General features: G+C 65.9%; 13 protein-coding genes. 1 reads left to right on the forward strand and 12 read right to left on the reverse strand.

The genetic code is table 11. From position 1 onward, the window contains the following. Positions 1 to 2: 2 nt before the first annotated feature. The 7 genes from F8O08_RS08015 to F8O08_RS08045 form a co-directional block, all read right to left on the reverse strand. Positions 3 to 689, reverse strand: a complete 687-nt coding sequence (locus F8O08_RS08015; protein ID WP_158042627.1) for a helix-hairpin-helix domain-containing protein — start codon at positions 687 to 689, stop codon at positions 3 to 5. 164 nt (positions 690 to 853) lie between these two features. Continuing rightward, positions 854 to 3385 carry a leucine--tRNA ligase gene (gene leuS / locus F8O08_RS08020; RefSeq protein ID WP_158042626.1) on the reverse strand — a complete coding sequence of 844 codons (2532 nt, stop codon included), beginning with the start codon at positions 3383 to 3385 and terminating at the stop codon, positions 854 to 856. A gap of 51 nt (positions 3386 to 3436) precedes the next feature. Then, complete coding sequence (gene cydC / locus F8O08_RS08025; protein ID WP_158042625.1) at positions 3437 to 5221, reverse strand: thiol reductant ABC exporter subunit CydC; 1785 nt, start codon at positions 5219 to 5221, stop codon at positions 3437 to 3439. Continuing rightward, positions 5218 to 6981, reverse strand: a complete 1764-nt coding sequence (cydD, locus tag F8O08_RS08030; RefSeq protein ID WP_158042624.1) for a thiol reductant ABC exporter subunit CydD — start codon at positions 6979 to 6981, stop codon at positions 5218 to 5220. Before cydD ends, cydC begins: the two co-directional genes overlap by 4 nt. Before the next feature lie 143 nt (positions 6982 to 7124). Further along, positions 7125 to 8159, reverse strand: coding sequence for a cytochrome d ubiquinol oxidase subunit II (cydB, locus tag F8O08_RS08035; protein ID WP_158031217.1), 1035 nt, complete (start codon positions 8157 to 8159; stop codon positions 7125 to 7127). Between the two features lie 18 nt (positions 8160 to 8177). Next, on the reverse strand, positions 8178 to 9662 hold the full coding sequence (locus F8O08_RS08040) for a cytochrome ubiquinol oxidase subunit I (RefSeq protein ID WP_192496664.1): 1485 nt from the start codon (positions 9660 to 9662) through the stop codon (positions 8178 to 8180). Between the two features lie 216 nt (positions 9663 to 9878). After that, entirely contained in the window at positions 9879 to 11774 is a 1896-nt protein-coding gene (locus tag F8O08_RS08045; RefSeq protein WP_158042623.1) for a DEAD/DEAH box helicase, read from the reverse strand. Between the two features lie 77 nt (positions 11775 to 11851). Between F8O08_RS08045 and F8O08_RS08050 the strand changes: the two genes are divergently transcribed. Continuing rightward, on the forward strand, positions 11852 to 12577 hold the full coding sequence (locus F8O08_RS08050; protein ID WP_158037721.1) for a GntR family transcriptional regulator: 726 nt from the start codon (positions 11852 to 11854) through the stop codon (positions 12575 to 12577). On the opposite strand, the gene F8O08_RS08055 is transcribed toward F8O08_RS08050, so the two are convergent. The 5 genes from F8O08_RS08055 to F8O08_RS08075 form a co-directional block, all read right to left on the reverse strand. Continuing rightward, entirely contained in the window at positions 12510 to 13622 is a 1113-nt protein-coding gene (locus tag F8O08_RS08055; RefSeq protein ID WP_158031214.1) for an acetate/propionate family kinase, read from the reverse strand. The genes F8O08_RS08050 and F8O08_RS08055 overlap by 68 nt on opposite strands. Further along, the gene (pta, locus tag F8O08_RS08060; RefSeq protein ID WP_158042622.1) at positions 13619 to 15709 is read right to left on the reverse strand and encodes a phosphate acetyltransferase; all 2091 of its coding nucleotides are present in this window, start codon (positions 15707 to 15709) and stop codon (positions 13619 to 13621) included. Before pta ends, F8O08_RS08055 begins: the two co-directional genes overlap by 4 nt. A 238-nt stretch (positions 15710 to 15947) precedes the next feature. Continuing rightward, positions 15948 to 16499 carry a YceI family protein gene (locus tag F8O08_RS08065; RefSeq protein WP_192496663.1) on the reverse strand — a complete coding sequence of 184 codons (552 nt, stop codon included), beginning with the start codon at positions 16497 to 16499 and terminating at the stop codon, positions 15948 to 15950. A 106-nt stretch (positions 16500 to 16605) separates the two neighbouring features. Further along, on the reverse strand, positions 16606 to 17337 hold the full coding sequence (locus tag F8O08_RS08070) for a polyprenol monophosphomannose synthase (protein WP_158042621.1): 732 nt from the start codon (positions 17335 to 17337) through the stop codon (positions 16606 to 16608). After that, positions 17334 to 19019, reverse strand: coding sequence for an AMP-binding protein (locus F8O08_RS08075; protein WP_225733560.1), 1686 nt, complete (start codon positions 19017 to 19019; stop codon positions 17334 to 17336). Before F8O08_RS08075 ends, F8O08_RS08070 begins: the two co-directional genes overlap by 4 nt. Positions 19020 to 19053 lie beyond the last annotated feature (34 nt).

Genomic DNA, 19053 nt, shown 5'->3' on the forward strand with positions numbered 1-19053 from the left:
CCTCATACGGTCACCCGTGAGCGCAGCTTCTCGAGCGTCTTCTCACCGATGCCCGACACCCGGGTCAGGTCGTCCACCGACCTGAACGGGCCTTCGGCTGCCCGCGAGTCGATGATCTTCTGCGCGGTGCTGGGCCCCACACCAGGCAGCGTCTGCAGCTGATCGGCCGTCGCCGAGTTCAGATTGATCTGGCTGCCCGCACCGCCGGCGGTCGCACCGGATGCTGCGCCGGCCGATCCGGATGCGGACCCGCTCGGTGCCGATGCGGCAGGAGCCTCTTCGCCGCGACGCGGAATGACGAGCTGCTCGCCGTCGACCAGCACACGGGCGAGATTCAGCGTCTCGACGTCGGCGTCGTCGGCAAACCCGCCGGCCTTCTCGATGGCATCGGCGATGCGCAGCCCTGGATCGAGCCGATGCAGACCCGGGGCACGTACTGCGCCGGTGACATGCACGTGCACGCCGTCGTCACCGCCCGGCGTGCGATCCGCTTCGCCTGGCGCACCCGAGGCAGCGTTGAGGTCTCCCCCGTCAGACGCTGTGTTCTGACCGGCTTCGACGACCGAATGCCTCGAGCCCTGACAGGCCGAGAGCAGCACGCAGACGACCAAGGCGAGCACGGTGAGCAGAATCAGGGCTCGAGCGTGCAGAAAACGGGTCGACGTCGTGGGATGCTCTGAAGCTGGCATGCCTCGACTGTGGTCGATCGCCCATCTGCCCGCTCATCCTTGGGCACCGCTGTGCACAGGTTGGACGGCCGACACCTTCTGTGCACACAGGCGTGCCCCGGTGGGCAGCGGGTAAGATCACTCCGCCGCCCGACCGGGGCACGTCGCCGTCAGACGGCTGGGACTCAGCCGACCACGATGTTGACCAGCTTCGGCGCGCGCACGATCACACGGCGGATGCTGCGGTCGCCCACCAGCTCCTGCACGTGCTCGTTCGCCAGTGCGAGCTCCTGCAGCTCGCCCTCGGTGATCTCGGGCGAGACCTGAAGACGGGCGCGCACCTTGCCGTTGACCTGCACGACCGCCGTGACCTCCTGGCGAACCAGCAGAGACGGATCGGCCACAGGCCAGACCGACAACGCCACGGCATCCTCATGCCCGAGCATCTGCCACATCTCGGCGGCCAGATAGGGCGCGAACAGGTCGAGCACGCGTGCGAGCACCTCAGCGGCCTCGCGCACAGCGGGATCGGCGGCTCCACGCCCCTGCGGTCGATCGATCGTCTTGCGGGCGAGGTTCACCAGCTCCATCAGACGCGCCACGACCACGTTGTACTTCGTCGCCTCGATCAGGTCGGGCGCATCTGCCAGCAGATGGTGCGTGGCCTGCCGCAGGGTCAGGTCGCCGTCGCTGAGAGCCGCGGCGTCTGCGGCGGATGCGCTGCTCACGTCACGAGCGACGCGCCAGGCACGAGCGAGGAACTTCGCCGAGCCCTGCACTGAGACGTCTGCCCAGTCGATGTCGTCTTCGACCGGCCCGGCGAAGGCGAGCGTCACACGGAGCGCGTCGGCGCCGTGATCACGCAGCTCGGAGGCGAACTCGACGAGGTTGCCCTTCGACTTCGACATCTTCGAGCCGTCGAGCAGCACCATGCCCTGGTTGATCAGCGAGGTGAAGGGCTCGTCGAAGTCGACCCAGCCCATGTCGTGCAGCACCTTGGTGATGAACCGTGAGTAGAGCAGATGCAGGATCGCATGCTCGACGCCGCCCACATAGATGTCGATCGGCGCCCACTGGCGGGCCTGTTCGGGGTCGAAAGGCTGCGTCGCATCGTTCGCGCTGAGAAAGCGCAGGTAGTACCACGAGCTGTCGACAAAGGTGTCCATCGTGTCCGGGTCGCGCAGCGCAGGCTCGTCGGTGCCGGGCAGCGTCGTGTGCACCCAGTCGGTGGCGGCGCCCAGTGGCGACGTGCCCTTGGGCTTGAGGTCGAGACCCTCGGTGTCGGGCAGCTCGATGGGCAGCTCAGACTCGGGCACGGGCACCAGCGAACCGTCTTCGGCGTGCAGCACGGGAATCGGCGTGCCCCAGTAGCGCTGGCGAGAGATCAGCCAGTCGCGCAGCCGGTAGGTCTTCGTGCCGTGACCGGTGCCGTCGGCCTCGAGCTTCTCGATGACCTGTGCGATCGCCTCGTCCTTGTGCAGGCCGTCGAGCGGGCCCGAATTGGTCAGCACTCCGTCGCCGGTGACGGCCACACCGCTCTCGGCGGGGTCATCATCGTCGCTGCTCACCACGACCCGCACCGGCAGATCGTACGCGCGGGCGAAGTCGAGGTCACGCTGATCATGCGCGGGCACGGCCATCACGGCGCCATGACCGTAGTCGGCCAGCACGTAGTCGGCAGCCCAGACGGGCAGACGTTCGCCGTTGACCGGGTTCACCGCATAGCGTTCCAGGAACACGCCGGTCTTCGGCCTGTCAGATGCCTGCCGTTCGATCTCCGTGGCGTGCTGGGTGCGCTCGAGGTAGTCCTGAAAACGCATTCGTGCTTCGGGTCTGGCGGCCGAGACGAGCTCCGCTGCGAGATCGCTCTCTGGCGCGACCACCATGAAGGTGGCCCCATAGAGCGTGTCTGGCCGTGTGCTGAACACAGTGACCGGCTGTTCGCGGCCCTCGATGCGGAAGTCGATGTCTGCACCGTACGAGCGTCCGATCCAGTTGCGCTGCATCTGCAGCACCTTGGCCGGCCAATGACCCTCGAGTCGATCCAGGTCGTCGAGAAGCCGATCGGCGTAGTCAGTGATCTTCAGATACCACTGCGTGAGCTTCTTCTTCTCGACCATGGCGCCACTGCGTTCGCTGGTGCCGTCGGCGAGCACCTGCTCGTTGGCCAGCACGGTCTGGTCGACCGGATCCCAGTTGACCCAGGAGTCTTTGCGATACGCCAGCCCGCGCTCGTACATCTGCAGAAAGAGCCACTGGTTCCAGCGGTAGTACTCCGGGTCGGAGGTGTGCAGCTCACGCGACCAGTCGAAGCTCGGCGCGTAGGTCTCGAAGCTGCGCTTCTGCTGGGCGATGTTGTCGTAGGTCCAGGTGCGCGGGTTGATGCCGCGTTTGATCGCAGCGTCTTCGGCGGGCAGGCCGAACGAGTCCCAGCCGATCGGATGCAGCACGCTGTAGCCGCGGTGACGCCAGTAGCGCGCCGCGATGTCGCCGTAGCAGAACGCCTCGGCATGGCCCATGTGCAGATCGCCCGACGGGTAGGGGAACATGTCGAGCACGTACTTGCGCGGTCGATCAGGATGCTCGGTCACCGCCCGTTCGGCGTCGAACAGCCGCTGCTCGGCCCAGATGGGCTGCCACTTCTGCTGCAGTCTGCGAAAGTCGTACTCTGGCTGTTCTGCCGTCTCGTCGCTCAACTCTTCTTCACCTGTTCTCATGGATCGCGCTGGTCTGTCGGAAACGAGGCAGACCGCCTCAAGGTTACTCGATCACGCCTGTTCGACCGCGTCGACCCGCGTGAGCCGCCCGTCGGCCAGATGCAGATGTTCGTCGACCAGCGCCGAGGGAACCCGATCGTGACTCATCAGCACGACCGCGGGAGCCTGACCGTCTCTCGTGCTGCCGTGCGTTCCAGCGATGGCGAGCAGATCGACGAGCAGCTCGTCTGCGAGCTCCGGGTCGACGTTGGCCGTGGGCTCGTCGAAGACGATCACCGGGAACTCTGCGAGCAGAGCCCGTGCCAATGCGAGGCGCTGCACCTGCCCGCCCGACAGCAGCTGTCCGTTCTCTCCGACCACCGTGTCGAGACCCTCGCGTGACTCGATCAGGTCATTGAGTCCCACACGGCGCAGAACCGCGAGCAACAGGTCGTCTTCGGCTTCGGGCTGCGCCAGCAGCAGGTTGGCGCGCACCGTCGACGCGAACAGGTGCGGTCGCTGCTCGCAGAGACCGACGACGCGACGGACGCGGTCGCCGCCGAGGTCGCGCACATCTTGCGCATCGATCGCATACCCTCCGGAGCGATGGTCGAGAAAGCGCACCAGTGTGGCAGCGAGCGTGCTCTTGCCTGCACCGCTCGCACCGGTGATGAGCACACGGCGGCCAGGCCTCAGGTCGAGGTCGATGCCCTCTGCGATGATCGCGGCTCCCGGCCAGCCGATGCTGACGTCTCGCAGCTGCAGTGACGCGAATGCGGATGCTCGCTCGTCTGCCTGCGGTGCGGGCTCGGCTCCGGCATCCCCGTCTGCACCCGCGCCGGAACCGGCATCGTCGGCCCCGCCGTTGAGCCGCCTGCCGTCGTCGATGACCGCACCGATGCGGTGCGAGGCCACACGCACCTTCTCGATCGCCGTCATGGCGGTCGGCACCTGCGAGAAGACGTCGAAGATCGTCATCGGCACCAGCACCAGCACCGCCAGCCAGCTGCCGGGAAAGGCTCCGGCCTGCAGATCGGTGCCGCCCGCCCAGATCGCGCCGATCACGGCGATGCCGGTGAATCCGGTCAGGCACAGATCGACGAGCCCCTGTGTGGCGGCACGCGAGCGGTCGATCACCGACTGCCGCCGCGCCAGACTCTGAGCCTCGCGTTGAGCCCGCGGGAGCGCGTCATAGGCCGTCAGCACGTCCATCGACTCGAGCATGCGCAGCATGTGCTCGTTCTGCGCGGCACGCACCGGCGCCGCGTCTCGGGTGCGAGCCGAGGTCGCCCGCTCAGGCAGCACGCCGCCCAACACCGCGGCGCCGATCAGGCTCAGCGCGAGCACGAGACCCGCCATCGGAGAGATCAGTGCGAGCAGCGCGGTCGTGACGGCACTCACCAGCAGCGAAGTGAGCAGCGGCTGCCAGACGCGCAGGGGAAGATCCTGCAGATCGTCGATGTCCGACACGAACCGGCTCATCAGGTCGCCGCGCCCCAGATGCGAGAGGTTCGCAGGCGCCCCCGGTATGAGTCGCTCGAACACGCCGACACGCAGTCGCCCGAGCATGCGGAACGCGGCGTCGTGGCTGAGCAGACGTTCGATGTAACGGAACGATGCGCGTCCCAGCGCGAAGACTCGAACGCTCACGATGATCGCCATCAGCGTGAGGATGGGCGGGCGCAGCGCACTCGCCGAGATGAGGTAGGCGCTGGCCCAGGTCAGCCCGATGGCGGCCGCGGCGCTCAGCACGCCGAACAGCACACCTGCCCAGAAGCGCTTCGGGTCTGGGGTGGCGAGTCTGGCGAGCCGCTCGTCGACGCCGGGTGCCGGCAGCAGAGTCCTGCCACGATTCATGCGACCACTCCGTCTCTTTCGTCACGCGACGCCGAGGACGCGCTCGCCACCGCACCGCCTGCGCGGCCCGTCGGCTGCGCGGCGATCGACACCTGAGCATCCGCCGCAGCGATGACACGCGGACGATGACTGATGACGACGACCACGCGCCCGTCTTGCGCCATGGTGCGCATACCGGCGATCATCTCGCGTTCGGTCTGCTCGTCGACGGCACTCGTCGGCTCGTCGAGCAGCACGATGCGGCAGTCGTGCGAGAAGGCGCGGTAGTAGGCGCGCGCGATGCAGACGCGTTGGGCCTGCCCGCCCGAGATGCCTCCGCCGACAGGGTCGATCACCTGGTCGAGATCGAGCCGACCCGCGCCGGCCAGCCTCAGGCAGCGCCGCAGCAGATCGGCATCGACGTGGTCGCCCGAGTTGAGCCCGAGGGCGACGTTGCTCGCGATCGTTCCCGGAAAGAGATCAGTGCGCTGTCCGCTCCAGGCGATGACGGGCCGCAGCGGCGCGTCTCGTTCGAGGTCGATGCGTTCGCCCTGCCAGATCACCTGACCCGTCGCCGGCACGAAGCCGAGCAGCGCCGCGAAGATGCTGCTCTTACCGGCTCCTGACGGGCCGCTGATCACGGTGAGCCGGCCTGCCTCGGCGCGCAGCGTGACCGTCTGCAGCCTGACATCGCCTCTCGAGACGCAGATGTCTTCGAGTCGCAGGTCTGCGGGTCTGAGGCTCGACGGTGACTCTGCGGATGCCGTGGTCGCGTCGCTCCTGGCGCTGCGGATCGGGGCGGCCGGGTGCGCGCCAGGCCGAGAATCTGGCTCGTCGAGCACGCTCAGCGCGTCGTCGGCGGCCGAGATGCCCTCGGTGGCCGCGTGGTAATGCGAGCCCACGAGGCGAAGCGGAGAGAAGGCCTCTGGTGCGATCAGCAGGACGAAGAGACCGGTGTAGAGATCGATCTCGCCGCCGATGAGACGTGTGCCGATCGACACGGCGACGAGTGCGACCGCCAGGGTCGACGCGAGCTCCAGCACGAAGCCTGACATGAACGAGATGCCCAGCACGCGCATGGTGCGCTGGCGGTAGTGGTCGGTCACGGTCGAGATCACGTCACGCTGGTGCCACTGCCGCCCGAAGACTTTGAGCGTAGAGAGACCGGTGACGACGTCGACGAAGTGACCGGAGAGTGTTCGTGAGGCCTCCCATTCGGAGTTCTGCACCCGCTGGGTGTACCAGCCGATCAGGATCATGAAGATCGGGATCAGCGGGAGGGTGACGCCCACTGTGATCGCAGACGGCAGGTCTTCGCGCCAGAGCACGAACAGGAAGACCGGCACCGAGATGACCGTGAGCACCAGCTGCGGAAGGAACTTCGAGAAGTAGCCGTCGAGCGCATCCAGACCACGCCCATAGACGGTCGTGAGCTGCGGAGCAGAGCGGCTGGCGAGCCAGGCGGGGCCCAGTGCCGCGAACCGCTCAGCCATCTGCTCACGCAGCTGGGCTTTGACCTTTGCCGCGGCGAACTCTGAAGAGACGTTCCATGCGTATGCCAGCAGGGCTCGAATCGCCTGGGCGGCCGCGGCGAGTGCGACCAGGTGCAGGCTCTCGTTCCAGGTCAGATGCTGCATGAGCGCACCGGCCACGCATTGTGCCACCGCCCATGAGAAGACCAGAATGCAGGCGATCTGCAGCAGACCGATGAGCCCGCTGACGAGCAGATAGCCTCGGGCGGCCGTTGCCCGGCGCAGCAGCCGGGGGTCGATGGGTTTGATGGTTCACCTCGTGTTCGAAGATCTCTGCGCAGCCCCACGCCCCAGGTGGCTGCGTCCTGCAGACGGAAGAACCGCTCCCCTCGCCTGCCACAACAGTGTAGTCGTGCAGACGATTGGAGCGGTTCGTTCCGGCAGCTGGGGTGTCAGTGCGCCACGGCCGCCTGCTCGATGTCGACGCGGCGAACGCGCTTGCGGAACACCCAGTAGGTCCAGCCCTGGTAGAGCAGCACGACCGGCAGAGCGAATGCCGCCACCCAGGTCATGAACGACAGTGTGTTCGTCGAGCTCGAGGCGTTCGTGAGCGTCAGGCTGTTCTCGAGACCGTAGGTGCTCGGCATCACCATGTGCTCGGGGTAGCTCGTGAACAGCACCATCCACAGCGCCAGCACCGCGAAGACGACGGTCAGAGCGGTGAAGGTGAAGCCGAGGCCGTCACGCTCGATCCAGTTGCACCAGTAGCTGATGATCAGCGTCACAGCGGCGAGCAGCGACAGCACGAGCACCAGCGGCGAGAAGTGCGCGATGTTGGTCCACAGCAGGAAGAGCGCCGCGACGACGATGGTGATCAGGCCGAGTGAGCGGCCCAGCCGATGGGCGCGTGCCTTGACCTTGCCGTCGGTCTTCAGGCCGACGAACTGCACTCCGTGCGTGAAGAACAGCAGCAGCGTGGTCAGACCGCCCAGCAGTGCGTACGGGTTGAGCAGCGTCAGCAGTGTGCCCTGATAGATGAACGAGTGCTCGACCTTCAGAATCGGCAGACCGTTGACGATGTTGGCCACCGCCACACCCCACAGCAGGGCGGGAACGGCAGAGCCGATCACGATGAACCAGTCGAACCACTTGCTCCAGTTCTCGTGGTGGCCCTGGTGGCGGTACTCGAACGAGACGCCTCGGAAGATCAACGCGATCAGAATCAGCACCAGTGCCAGGTAGGCACCGCTGAAGAGGGTGGAGTACCACTCGGGGAAGGCGGCGAACAGGCAGGCGCCAGCCACGATCACCCAGGTCTCGTTGAGATCCCAGACCGGGCCGATCGTGTTGATGATCTGCCGGCGCTCGGTGTCGTTCTTGCCGAGGAAGGGCAGCGACATGCCCACGCCGAAGTCGAAGCCGTCGAGCACGAAGTAGCCGACGAACAGCACCCCGACGATGAAGAACCAGAGAATTTCGAGAGTCATTTGATCAAATCTCCATTACTAGTACGTGATCGCCAGTTTGTGGGGATCGACCTCTGCGGTCTCATCTCCGCTGTGGTCTGCGTCGAACTCTGGCGGACCGGCCTGAGCCGCCTTCTTGATGAGTTTGAACTCAACGACTGCCAGTGCTCCGTAGACCAAAGTGAACAGGGCCAGCGACAGGCCGACCGACCACGCCGGCACGTTCGGCGAGACCGCACGTTCGGTGGTCATCAGGCCGAACACGATCCAGGGCTGTCGACCCATCTCGGTGAAGACCCAGCCGACGAGGTTGGCGAGCAGAGGCACCGGAGCGGCCCAGATCGCGACACGCCAGAACCAGTCGGGCACCGTGATGCGGCTCTTCTTGCGGGTGATCCACAGCGCGACCAGAGCGATCAGCGCGCTGAACGCTCCCAGACCGATCATCCAGCGGAAGCTCCAGTAGGTGATCCAGAGCACAGGCATGAACGACCCATCAGTCGGGCACGTCAGTGCAGGGTTCAGCGCATCCGTGCAGAACTGCTGGGTGTACTTCGCCTGCAGATCGGTCAGCCCCTCGACAGTGCCGTTGAACGTGTGCGTCGAGAGGAACGACAGCAGATAGGGAATGCGCAGAGAGAAGAGCTCGCTGTGGCCGTCGGGCGTGCCGAGGGTGAAGACGGAGAATGAGGCGTCTGCGCCGGTGCTCGTCTCGAACATCGCTTCGGCAGCCGCCATCTTCATGGGCTGGGTGTGCACCATGGCCAGGCCGAGCTGGTCGCCGCTGAGGAAGACGCCCGCGAAGCCCGCGAGCACCGACCAGGCACCGATCTTGAGGCCGGTGCGCATCGTCTCGACATGCTGATTGCGCCGCAGGTGGTAGGCGCTCACGGCTACGATCACTGCACCGGCGAACACGACTGCGCCCGTGATCGCGTGCGGAAACGCCGAAACCGCAACCGGGTTCGTGAGCACCTGGCCGATGTCGGTCAGCTCTGCGCGCCCTCGGTTCGGATTCAGTTCGTAGCCGACCGGGTTCTGCATGAACGAGTTGGCGGCGATGATGAAGTAGGCCGAGAGGATGGTCGCGATGGACGTCAGCCACGCCGACGCGAGGTGCACGCCCTTCGACACCTTGTTCCAGCCGAAGATCCAGACGCCGATGAACGTGGCCTCCAGGAAGAAGGCGAAGAGCCCCTCCATGGCCAGCGGGGCGCCGAAGATGTCTCCGACGAAGCGCGAGTACTCCGACCAGTTCAGCCCGAACTGGAACTCCTGGACGATGCCCGTCACCACGCCCATGGCGAAGTTGATCAGGAAGATCTTGCCGAAGAGCTTCGTCAGCTGCAGGTACTTCACCTTGCCGGTGCGCACCCAAGCGGTCTGAATAATCGCGACGATGAGCATCAGCCCGATCGTCAGCGGCACGAACAGGTAGTGGTACAGAGTCGTCAGCCCGAACTGCCAGCGCGCCAGCGCCAGTGCCGTGGGGTCGCTCTGCAGCACGGCCAATGTATCGGTCATGTGCGTTCCTCTTCACTCCAGTGAAATTTCGGTCTCCGACACCTGTCGGCGACACCTGTTGGAGACTTTACTCCGGCTTGTATACAAGTGCAAAGTAGACGACCCTAACCTGTGTCGAATCGAGACGAATCGACGTTGTCACAGCTCGAATCGAGTGCTTCTGCGCCGTGCTGACACGACGTTCGGCGCCAGGATGGCGAAGAGCGGCGCTGCGCGTCAGCGACGTCCGCGGTGCATCCACCCGCGAACGGTCTGCAGCCTCTTCTGCAGCTGCCCGAGGTCTGCCTGCGGCACCGCAGGGCCACCGCTGATGCGCCGCAGCTTGGAGTGAATGCTGCTGTGCGACTCGCCGCTGATCTGCGCCCAGACCGAGACCGCCTGGTGCAGTTCGGCCCGCTTGGCCTTCAGCTGCTTGAAGAGCGGCTCGTTCGACGCGGCCTCGGTCTCGGGCGTCGCCGCCGCCCTGCGCTGTTTGCGTTTCGTGATCTCGTCTTGGTGAGACCGCAGCAGCGAGCGCACCTGGTCGGGTTCGAGCAGGCCGGGGAAACCGAGGAAGTCCTGTTCCTCCAAACTGTCGGCTTCGGCGCCCGACCCGAACTCGTCACCTTCGAAGAGCACGCGGTCGAAGGCGGCCTGCGCCTCGAGCGGCTCGAAGTCGACACCGTCGAGCAGATCGTCGGATGCCGCCTCGCGCTGGTTCGCCTGTTCGAGCAGCGAGTCTTCGAGACCGTCGTCGTCCCGGTCTTTCGGACCCCCCAAGACATGGTCGCGCTCGACCTCGAGCTCGTGTGCCAGACCCACCAGACCGGGCACGCTGGGCAGAAAGATGGTGGCCGTCTCGCCTCGTTTGCGAGCTCGCACGAATCGCCCGACGACCTGGGCGAAGAAGAGCGGCGTACTCGCACTCGTCGCGTAGACGCCGACCGCCAGCCGAGGCACGTCCACGCCTTCCGACACCATGCGCACGGCGACCATCCAGCGCTGCTGCCCTGCCGAGAACTCTTCGATGCGATCGCTGGCGCCGTCTTCGTCGCTCAGCACGATGGTCGCCGACTCCCCCGTGATCTGTTTGAGGATGCCTGCGTAGGCCCGAGCCTGCGTCTGGTCGGTCGCGATCACGAGCCCGCCGGCGTCGGGCACTCCCCGACGCACCTGCGTGAGCCGAGCATCCGCCGCACGCAGCACCGAGCCGATCCAGTCGCTGCGCGGGTCGAGCGCCGTGCGCCAGGCCTGGGCGATGATGTCTTTGGTCGCCGGTGCGCCCAGATCGGCGCTCATCTCGTCACCGCTGCGGGAGCGCCAGCGCATGTTGCCGGCGTAGGTCAGGAAGATCACCGGGCGCACCACGCCGTCGTGCAGGGCGCGGCCGTAGCCGTAGGTGTAGTCGGCGCGTGAGATCTTCGAGCCGTCGGGCTGCGGCTCGTACGTGACGAAGGGTATCTGCGCTTCGTCAGAGCGGAACGGCGTACCAGTCAGACAGACACGCCGTGTGGCGTGCGCGTAGGCCTCGCGAATGGCGTCGCCCCAGGTCAGTGCGTCACCGCCGTGGTGAACCTCGTCGAGAATCACCAGGGTGCGCTTCGCCTCGGCGAGTGCCTTGTGCACCTCGACGTTGGCGGCGACCTGTGCATAGGTTGCCGTCACGCCCACGTAGTGCGAGCCGAAGACGCGATCGGCGTTGCGAAAGTTCGGGTCGAGACGAATGAGCGCTCGCTCTGCGGCCTCGGCCCATTGGCGCTTCAGATGTTCGGTGGGCGCGACCACCAGCACCCGATCGACGGTTCCCTGATCGAGCAGCCCTGCGGCCAGCTGCAGTGCGAAGGTGGTCTTGCCTGCGCCAGGGGTCGCTGCGGCGAGAAAGTCTCTGGGCTGTTCGGCGAAGTACCGCTCAAGAGCCTCAGCCTGCCAGGCGCGCAGTCGACTCGCGGTGCCTCGTGCCGCACGGCGCGGGTAGGCCGGGGGCAGATCGCGGGCAGACGCGTTGCCGAAGTCGATTGGGGGGTGCACGGCAGAGATTGTACCCGCAGCCGACGACGTGCGCCTGTCAGACCGACGTGGGCCGCTCTGGTCGGGGCCGGTGATTCCGTGGGTCTGCGGCCTGCCGACGGGCATTTCCTCGGGACTGTCCTATTATGATCACGGCAGTCATCGAGGACTGCGACTGACGCGGGATCCTGAGGGAGAACACGATGACCGAGCAGCAGACGAACAGCAAGGCGTTGCAGGCGCGCGACGCCATCAAGCGATCGATCGCCGCAGGCAGACTGCAGTCAGGCCAGCGTCTCGTCATCTCGCAGCTGGCTCGTGAGCTCAAGATGTCTCCGGTTCCGGTTCGTGAGGCGATCCGGCTGCTCGAGTCAGAGGGCCTGGTCACATTCGCTCACAACGTCGGTGCGCAGGTGACCGACTTCCGGCCGCAGGAGTACCGGCACATGATGTCGACGCTCTCGGTGCTCGAAGGCGCTGCCGTCGCACAGACCGTTCCGCACATCCGGCAGCAGACCATCGACGAGGCCCGCTTCTACAACCGCCATCTGATCGAGGCGCTCAAGGCGTCACGCTTCGCCGAGGCCAACCGGTTCAGCACGCTCTTTCACCGCGTGCTCTACCGCGACTGCCCCAACCGCTACCTCATGCAGACGCTCAACGAGGGCTGGGCCAAGGCCGCCGCGGTCAAAGGCGCCGTCTTCGGCCTGCTGCCCGGGCGTGTCGACGGGTTGGTCGAAGAGCACGAGCACCTGCTGCAGATGCTCGAGAAGAAGACCTCGCCCGACGAGGTCGAGGCCTTCATCCGAGCTCATCGCGAGCGAAACACCGAGGCCTATCTGCGCTACGCGCAGCAGGCGATCAGTGATCGCGCTGCCACAGGAGGGCCTCGGCCTGCCGGATCATCGTCACGTCCTCGCGAGTCTTGACCAGGATGATCGCGGCCGACGAGCCTTCGGTCTGAATCTGGCTGTTCATCTCGTTGCGGCGGTTGAGCCGCTCGTCGAAGCGAACGCCGAGCGGGCGCAGACGTTCGAGCACGAGTGCGCGTGCAGCCGGCGAGTTCTCGCCGATGCCGCCGCTGAACACGAGCGCGTCGAGCCCACCAGCAGCGATCGTCATCTGCCCGATCATGCCTGCCGCACGATGCGCCCAGACGGCCAGCGCGAGCTGTGCCGAAGGCTCGGCGGCATGCGCACGGTTGACGATGTTGCCCATGTGCGTGTCACCGGCGAGGCCGAGCAGACCAGACTGGCGTTCAAGCCGCGAGATGACCTCGCGAACGCTCAGGCCGGTGTTCGCCACGAGCCATGCCGACACCGCTGGGTCGATCGTGCCGGAACGGGTCGACATGACCAGACCCTCCAGCGGAGTGAAGCCCATGGTGGTGTCGACGCTGTGCCCGTCGCGCACCGCCGTCAGAGAGGCACCCGAGCCCAAGTGCGCGCTGACGATGTGCAGCTCGGAGAGATCCTGATCGAGAATGCGTGCGGCTTCGCGCACGTTGTACTCGTGTGCAAGACCGTGGAAGCCGAACCGGCGCACCCCGAGACCCTCGCGCCACTCACGAGGAATCGCGTAGGTATAGGCCTCGGCGGGCATTCTGGCGTGGAACGCAGTGTCGAAACAGGCGATCTGCGTCGCTTCCGGCAGCAGCGCACGCAGCCGTTCCAGAGTCGCCACCGACGGCGGCTGGTGCAGCGGCGCCAGATCGGTGAGCTCTTCGATGCCGGCCATCACCTTGTCGTCGACGATCGCGGCCTCACCGAAGAGACGACCTCCGTGCACCACGCGATGCACGACGACCTCGATATCGCCGCTCACCGACGAGAAGTCGGCGATCAGCTCGGCCCACGCTTCGTCGGTGATCTCGGCCGGCGGCGTCGCAACCGTGCGGTTGTAGACGACTTCGTCCTGATCGGCGACGCTCAGCTTCAGGCTCGACGAACCCGCGTTCACCAGCAGCATGCTCATGCGTTGTCCTCTTTCTGCGTCTCGGCGGCTTTCGTGGCCCCCGCCTGTACGGCCGTCACCAGAATGGTGTTGACCACGTCATCGACGGTGCAGCCGCGGGACAGATCGTTGACGGGCCTGCGCAGCCCCTGCAGCACCGGCCCGATGGCGATCGCGCCGCTCGACTGCTGCACCGCTTTGTACGTGTTGTTGCCCGTGTTCAGATCGGGGAACACGTAGACCGTCGCGCGCCCGGCGACCGGCGAGTCGGGCAGTTTGCCAGCCGCGATCTTCAGGTTGCTAGCGGCGTCGTACTGGATCGGCCCTTCAATCGGCAGGTCGGGTGCGGCCGCGCGAGCCAGCTCGGTGGCCTCGCGCACAGCGTCGACCGAGGAGCCGTGTCCTGAGGTTCCGGTCGAGTACGACAGCATCGCCACCCGAGGTTCGATGCCGAAGGCGGCCGCCGTCTGGGCGCTGGCCACGGCGATGCCGGCGAGCTCTTGGGGCGTCGGGTTCGGAATCACGGCGCAGTCACCGTAGACCAGCACCCGATCGGGCAGGCACATGAGGAACACTGACGAGACCTCGCGGACGCCGGGCCGGGTCTTGATGATCTGGAAGGCGGGACGGATCGTGTCGGCGGTCGTGTGCATCGCGCCCGAGACCATTCCGTCGGCCCGCCCCGAGTGCACCAGCAGAGTGCCGAAGAAGCTGGGGTCGCGGACTTGCTGTGCCGCCTGTTCGAGCGTCACGCCTTTGTGGGCGCGCAGCTGCTGGTAGGTCTGTGCGAATTCGTCGAGCAGCGGGGACTGATCGATGTCGATGATCTCGATGCCATCGAGACTCACCCCGTGCAGACGCGCCAGCTTCGCCACCTCGTCGGGGTCGCCCAAGAGCACGAGGTCGACGAGACCCTGCTTCGCGATCTCTGCTGCTGCCGTGAGGATGCGCGGGTCGCCTCCCTCGGGAAGCACGATTCGAGCGTGAGCCGCACGGGCTCGACGGGCGAGCTCGTAGGCGAAGCGCTCGGGGGTGGTCACGTCGCGCAGGGACAACTCGAAACGCGAGAGGATCTCGGCGCCGTCGGCGTGCTCGTCCCAGGTCTTCAGCGCCTGCCGAGTGCGGGTCGGGTTGCCTGCACCGATCTCGCCGCGCACCCGGCTGGCGGCCTGTGCGACGGCGAAGGTGTCGGCGCGTTTGCAGTAGACGGGGATGCTGCCCGCGGCCACGACGCGCTGCAGGCGCTCAGAGATGTCGAAGTCGCCGCTGATGATCACGGCCTCTGGGGCGAGGGCGGCCTGGAGCACCGCTTCGATGAGCTCGACGCGGTCACCGGGCACGACGACGAGCGCTCCCGAGCCGATGACGGAGAGCGCGTGCTCGGCCTCCATCGCCGCCACGGTGATGCGACGCACCAGATGATCTGCGTCGCCATTGGTGCCGATGCGCAGCGCCTCGATGGCTTCTGCCGTCTCTTCGACGCTCGGCCACGAGAGGCTCTCGACATAGGGCAGCAGATAGACGGGACGCCCGAGCGACCCCGAGGGAATCAGCGTGCGGGCCTCGTCGATGACCTCGGGTGAGACGCGGTTGACCACGATGCACATCAGGGTGGAACGCGCCTGGCGAAGTCGCTGCCGTGTGAGCGAGACCGCGGCGGCGACACGCGCGGCGTTGCGACCGAAGCCGTCGACGACTGCAAGCAGCGGCACGTCGAGGTGCCGCGCGAGAGCGACGTTCACGTCTGGCTCACCGTGCACGGGCACGGTGATGGCGTTGGTGCCCTCGATGATGACGAAGTCGACTTCGGCGGCGAGCCTCTCGAAGGCGCCGAGGCATTCGGCGATGAGCTCGTCTGTGCGATCGTCGGCCACCAGCTCTTCGGCATGCGCGGCGGTCATGACCGAGACAGCGGTCAGGGCGCCTTCGGGAAGCAGCTGTTCGGCCAGCTGGACGATGCGCGACTCGGTCGGTTTGTCAGCCGATGTGATCGGCCGCAGAAACCCGATACGAGCGTACCGAGCAGCAGCCTGGCGCAGCAGCCCGATGGTGACCAGCGACTTTCCAGAGGTCTCCCCCACACCAGTGATGAGCAGTCCGTCGGGCATGAGATCTCCATCTGTTCGTTGTGCGTCGGTGCCCCTCCAGACTATCGCACCAGCAGAACGTGCCCCACAGCTCGCCCGGGGTTCGAACGGCCATTCCGTGAACTCTTCGTGAAGCCGCGCACCACGCTGCCGCGTCAGCCTCAGACTGCAGACACGGCGACGGCCACGGGGATCGATCTCAGGATCTCCCGTGGCCGTCGTGCTCTGTCACCGGCTCAGCGCGGCCGGCGGCAGACGATCACTGCTGGTCGAGCACGAACTCGGCCTCGATGTGAATCTTCACATCGCTGCCCAGCAGCACGCCGCCGGTCTCAAGGGCGCTGTTCCACTCCAGTCCGAACTCCTCGCGCTTGATCGTCGTGTCGGCTTCGATGCCCAGAACGGTCTGGCCGTACGGGCTCGTCGTGATGCCCCCGACCTCGACCTGGAAGTCGACGCTCTTCGTGACTCCGCGCAGCGTGAGGTCTCCGGTGACCACCAGGTCATCGCCGTCGTACCGCACTGCAGTCGAACGGAACGTGAGCTCGGGGTGGTTCTCGACGTCGAAGAAGTCAGGCGCGTGCATGTGCACGTCGCGGTCGGGGTTGCCGGTCGAAATGCTCGCGGCCTTGATCTCGGCGCTCACGGTCGAATCGAGCACGTCGTCGCCCGTGGTGAGAGTTGCGGAGAAGTCGGTGAAGCTGCCGCGGAACTTCGTGACGAGATGACGCACGCTGAAGCCGATGCTGCTGTGTGTGGGGTCGATCTGCCACGTGCCCGAGGTGAAGCCTGCGATTGCGGATTGAGTCATGATGTCTGCTCCTTCATTGAGATGTCGGGCGTTCGTCCGCACATCAGTGGTTGTATCTACAACAGTATCCACATGAATGCACCAGCGCAAGCGCACTCTGCAACTCTCAGCGGCGTGTCGGCAGCATCCGCTGCATGCCCCAAGCGGTCACCCGCAGCACCGCTTCGACGATGATCGAGAGATCCATCTTCGAGCGGCCGTTCTCACGTTCGACGAAGGTGATCGGCACCTCGGTCACATCGAGGCCCGCAGCCACGGCGCGTCGCAGCACGTCGATCTGAAAGCAGTACCCATGACTGGCCGCTTCGTCGAGCCGAAGCGCTCGCAGCGCAGTGACGGGAATGACCCGATATCCCGAGGTCACGTCACGCTGGCCGAGGCCGAGCATCAGTCGCGAGTAGATGCTGGCCGCATGCGACAGCGAGCTGCGGTACCACGGCCAGTTCACGATCGTGCCGCCGCGCACCCATCGAGATCCGAGCACCAGCCGATTCTCACCCGCTGCTGCGAGCAGATGCGGCAGCTGCTCAGGCAGGTGCGATCCGTCGGCGTCCATCTCGACCAGATAGCGAAACCCGTGGGCCTCGCCCCACTCGAAGCCCGCGATATAGGCAGGTCCGAGGCCGTGCTTCTGGTCACGGTGCAGCACTGACAGCGACGGATGCCGCTCCCGCAGCCGGTCGGCGAGCAGGCCCGTGCCGTCTGGGGATCCGTCGTCGACCACGAGGGCTGAAACCTCGGGGAGCGTCATGAACAGCCGCTCCAGCACTCCAGGCAGCGACTCTCGTTCGTTGTATGTGGGGATGACGACCAGGGTCTCCCCCGTTGCCGCGCTCACTCGCGCAGCTCGCGGCGAATGACCTTGCCGACGTTGGACAGCGGAAGCTCGTCACGGAATTCGATGTAGCGCGGGCGTTTGTATCCGGTGAGATAGCGGCGGGCGTACTGCCGCACCTCCTGTTCGGTCAGTTCTGGGTCAGCCGGCACGACGAAGGCTTTGACCACCTCGCCGGAGTGTTCGTCAGGCACGCCGATCACTCCGGCGGTCTTGATGCGTGGGTGATCGCTCAGCACCGCCTCGACTTCGTTCGGGTAGACGTTGAACCCGGACACCGAGATCATGTCCTTCCGGCGATCGACGATCGAGAAGTAGCCGTTGTCGTGCAGCACGGCCACGTCGCCCGTGGCCAGCCATCCGTCGGCGTCGAGCACCTCGGCTGTCTCGTCCTCGCGCTCCCAATACCCCTTCATCACCTGAGGGCCGCGCACATAGAGGTCTCCGGGCTCTTCGAACGCCGCGACACGACCGTGGTTGTCGAGCACTTTGATCTCGGTCGACGGCAGCGGAATGCCCACGGTGCCGATGATCGGCGGCAGCCAGGTCGGGTTCACGCTCACCACGGGTGAGGCCTCGGTGAGCCCGTACCCCTCGAGCATGGGGCGCTGGGTGACGTTCTGCCACTCGTTCGCCGTCGACTCGCGCAGAGCCATGCCGCCGGCCACCGTCAGTTTGAGAAAGTCGAAGTCGGCTTTCAGGAACCGCGGGTTCTCGAGGAGCGCCTGAGCGAGAGTCGAGACCAGGATGATCACCGAGGTTCGCTCTCTCACGATCGTCTTGGCGAGCGGAGAGATCTCGCGAGGATTGGTCACGAGCACGTTGTGCAGACCATAGGCGAAGAAGCACAGGCAGTTCACCGTCATGCAGAACACGTGGTAGAGCGGCAGCGCTGCGAGAACGTTCTCGGCACCCTCGTCCAGGATCACGCGCATCCAGTGCCGCATGGCCTGGGAGTCGGCCAGCAGGTTGCGATGCGTGAGCATGGCGCCCTTCGGCGTGCCCGTCGTTCCGCCGGTGAACTGCAACAGTGCGACATCGTCGAGTCCGACCGAGACGGGCTGCAGACGCAGGTCTGCCCCATGCGCGATGGCGTCACGAAAGTCGACGGCTCCGGGCAGGCGATACTTCGGCACCATGCCCTTGAGCCTCATGCCGACGTTCGTCAGCACACGTCTGGCCGGACTGCGCCAGAGGTCTGCCGGGCGGGTGATGATCACGTTCTGCAGGGTGGTGTCGGGCAGAATCTCGGCGATCTTGTCTGCGAACATCTCGAGCACGACGATGGCGCGCGCTCGCGACTGCAGAATGACCGCCTTGGTCTCGGGAGCGGTATAGAGGGGGTTCGCGTTGACCACGACGAGGCCCGCTTTTATGGCGCCGAAGAGTGCGACCGGGTACTGCAGCAGGTTCGGCATCTGCAGCACGATGTGGTCACCTGGCTGCAGCCCCAGAGAGACCTGAAGATAGGCGGCGAAGTCGTCTGAGAGCTGTTTGACCTCACGGAACGTGAGCGTCTGCCCCATGTTGGTGAACGCCTTGCGATCACCGAAACGGGCACATGTCTGATCGACGAGATCGACGATCGACCGGTGTTCGAGGGTGCCGACTTCGCTCGGCACGTCATCGGGATACAGGTCGAGCCACGGTCTCGGAATGTCGTCTTGCCTCTGCTGCTCAGTCACGGGTCAATTATGCCCCACCAGGTGAACCACCTGA

Origin of the sequence: Pseudoclavibacter sp. CFCC 13611 (assembly GCF_008831225.1) — a bacterium.
Lineage (GTDB): Bacteria > Actinomycetota > Actinomycetes > Actinomycetales > Microbacteriaceae > Pseudoclavibacter_A.

Coding starts and splice junctions, on each gene's coding strand:
- F8O08_RS08015 (WP_158042627.1), bottom strand. CDS start 689: ATGCCAGCTTCAGAGCATCCCACGACGTCGACCCGTTTTCTGCACGCT.
- leuS (WP_158042626.1), bottom strand. CDS start 3,385: ATGAGAACAGGTGAAGAAGAGTTGAGCGACGAGACGGCAGAACAGCCA.
- cydC (WP_158042625.1), bottom strand. CDS start 5,221: ATGAATCGTGGCAGGACTCTGCTGCCGGCACCCGGCGTCGACGAGCGG.
- cydB (WP_158031217.1), bottom strand. CDS start 8,159: ATGACTCTCGAAATTCTCTGGTTCTTCATCGTCGGGGTGCTGTTCGTC.
- F8O08_RS08040 (WP_192496664.1), bottom strand. CDS start 9,662: ATGACCGATACATTGGCCGTGCTGCAGAGCGACCCCACGGCACTGGCG.
- F8O08_RS08045 (WP_158042623.1), bottom strand. CDS start 11,774: ATGCCCGTCGGCAGGCCGCAGACCCACGGAATCACCGGCCCCGACCAG.
- F8O08_RS08050 (WP_158037721.1), top strand. CDS start 11,852: ATGACCGAGCAGCAGACGAACAGCAAGGCGTTGCAGGCGCGCGACGCC.
- F8O08_RS08055 (WP_158031214.1), bottom strand. CDS start 13,622: ATGAGCATGCTGCTGGTGAACGCGGGTTCGTCGAGCCTGAAGCTGAGC.
- pta (WP_158042622.1), bottom strand. CDS start 15,709: ATGCCCGACGGACTGCTCATCACTGGTGTGGGGGAGACCTCTGGAAAG.
- F8O08_RS08065 (WP_192496663.1), bottom strand. CDS start 16,499: ATGACTCAATCCGCAATCGCAGGCTTCACCTCGGGCACGTGGCAGATC.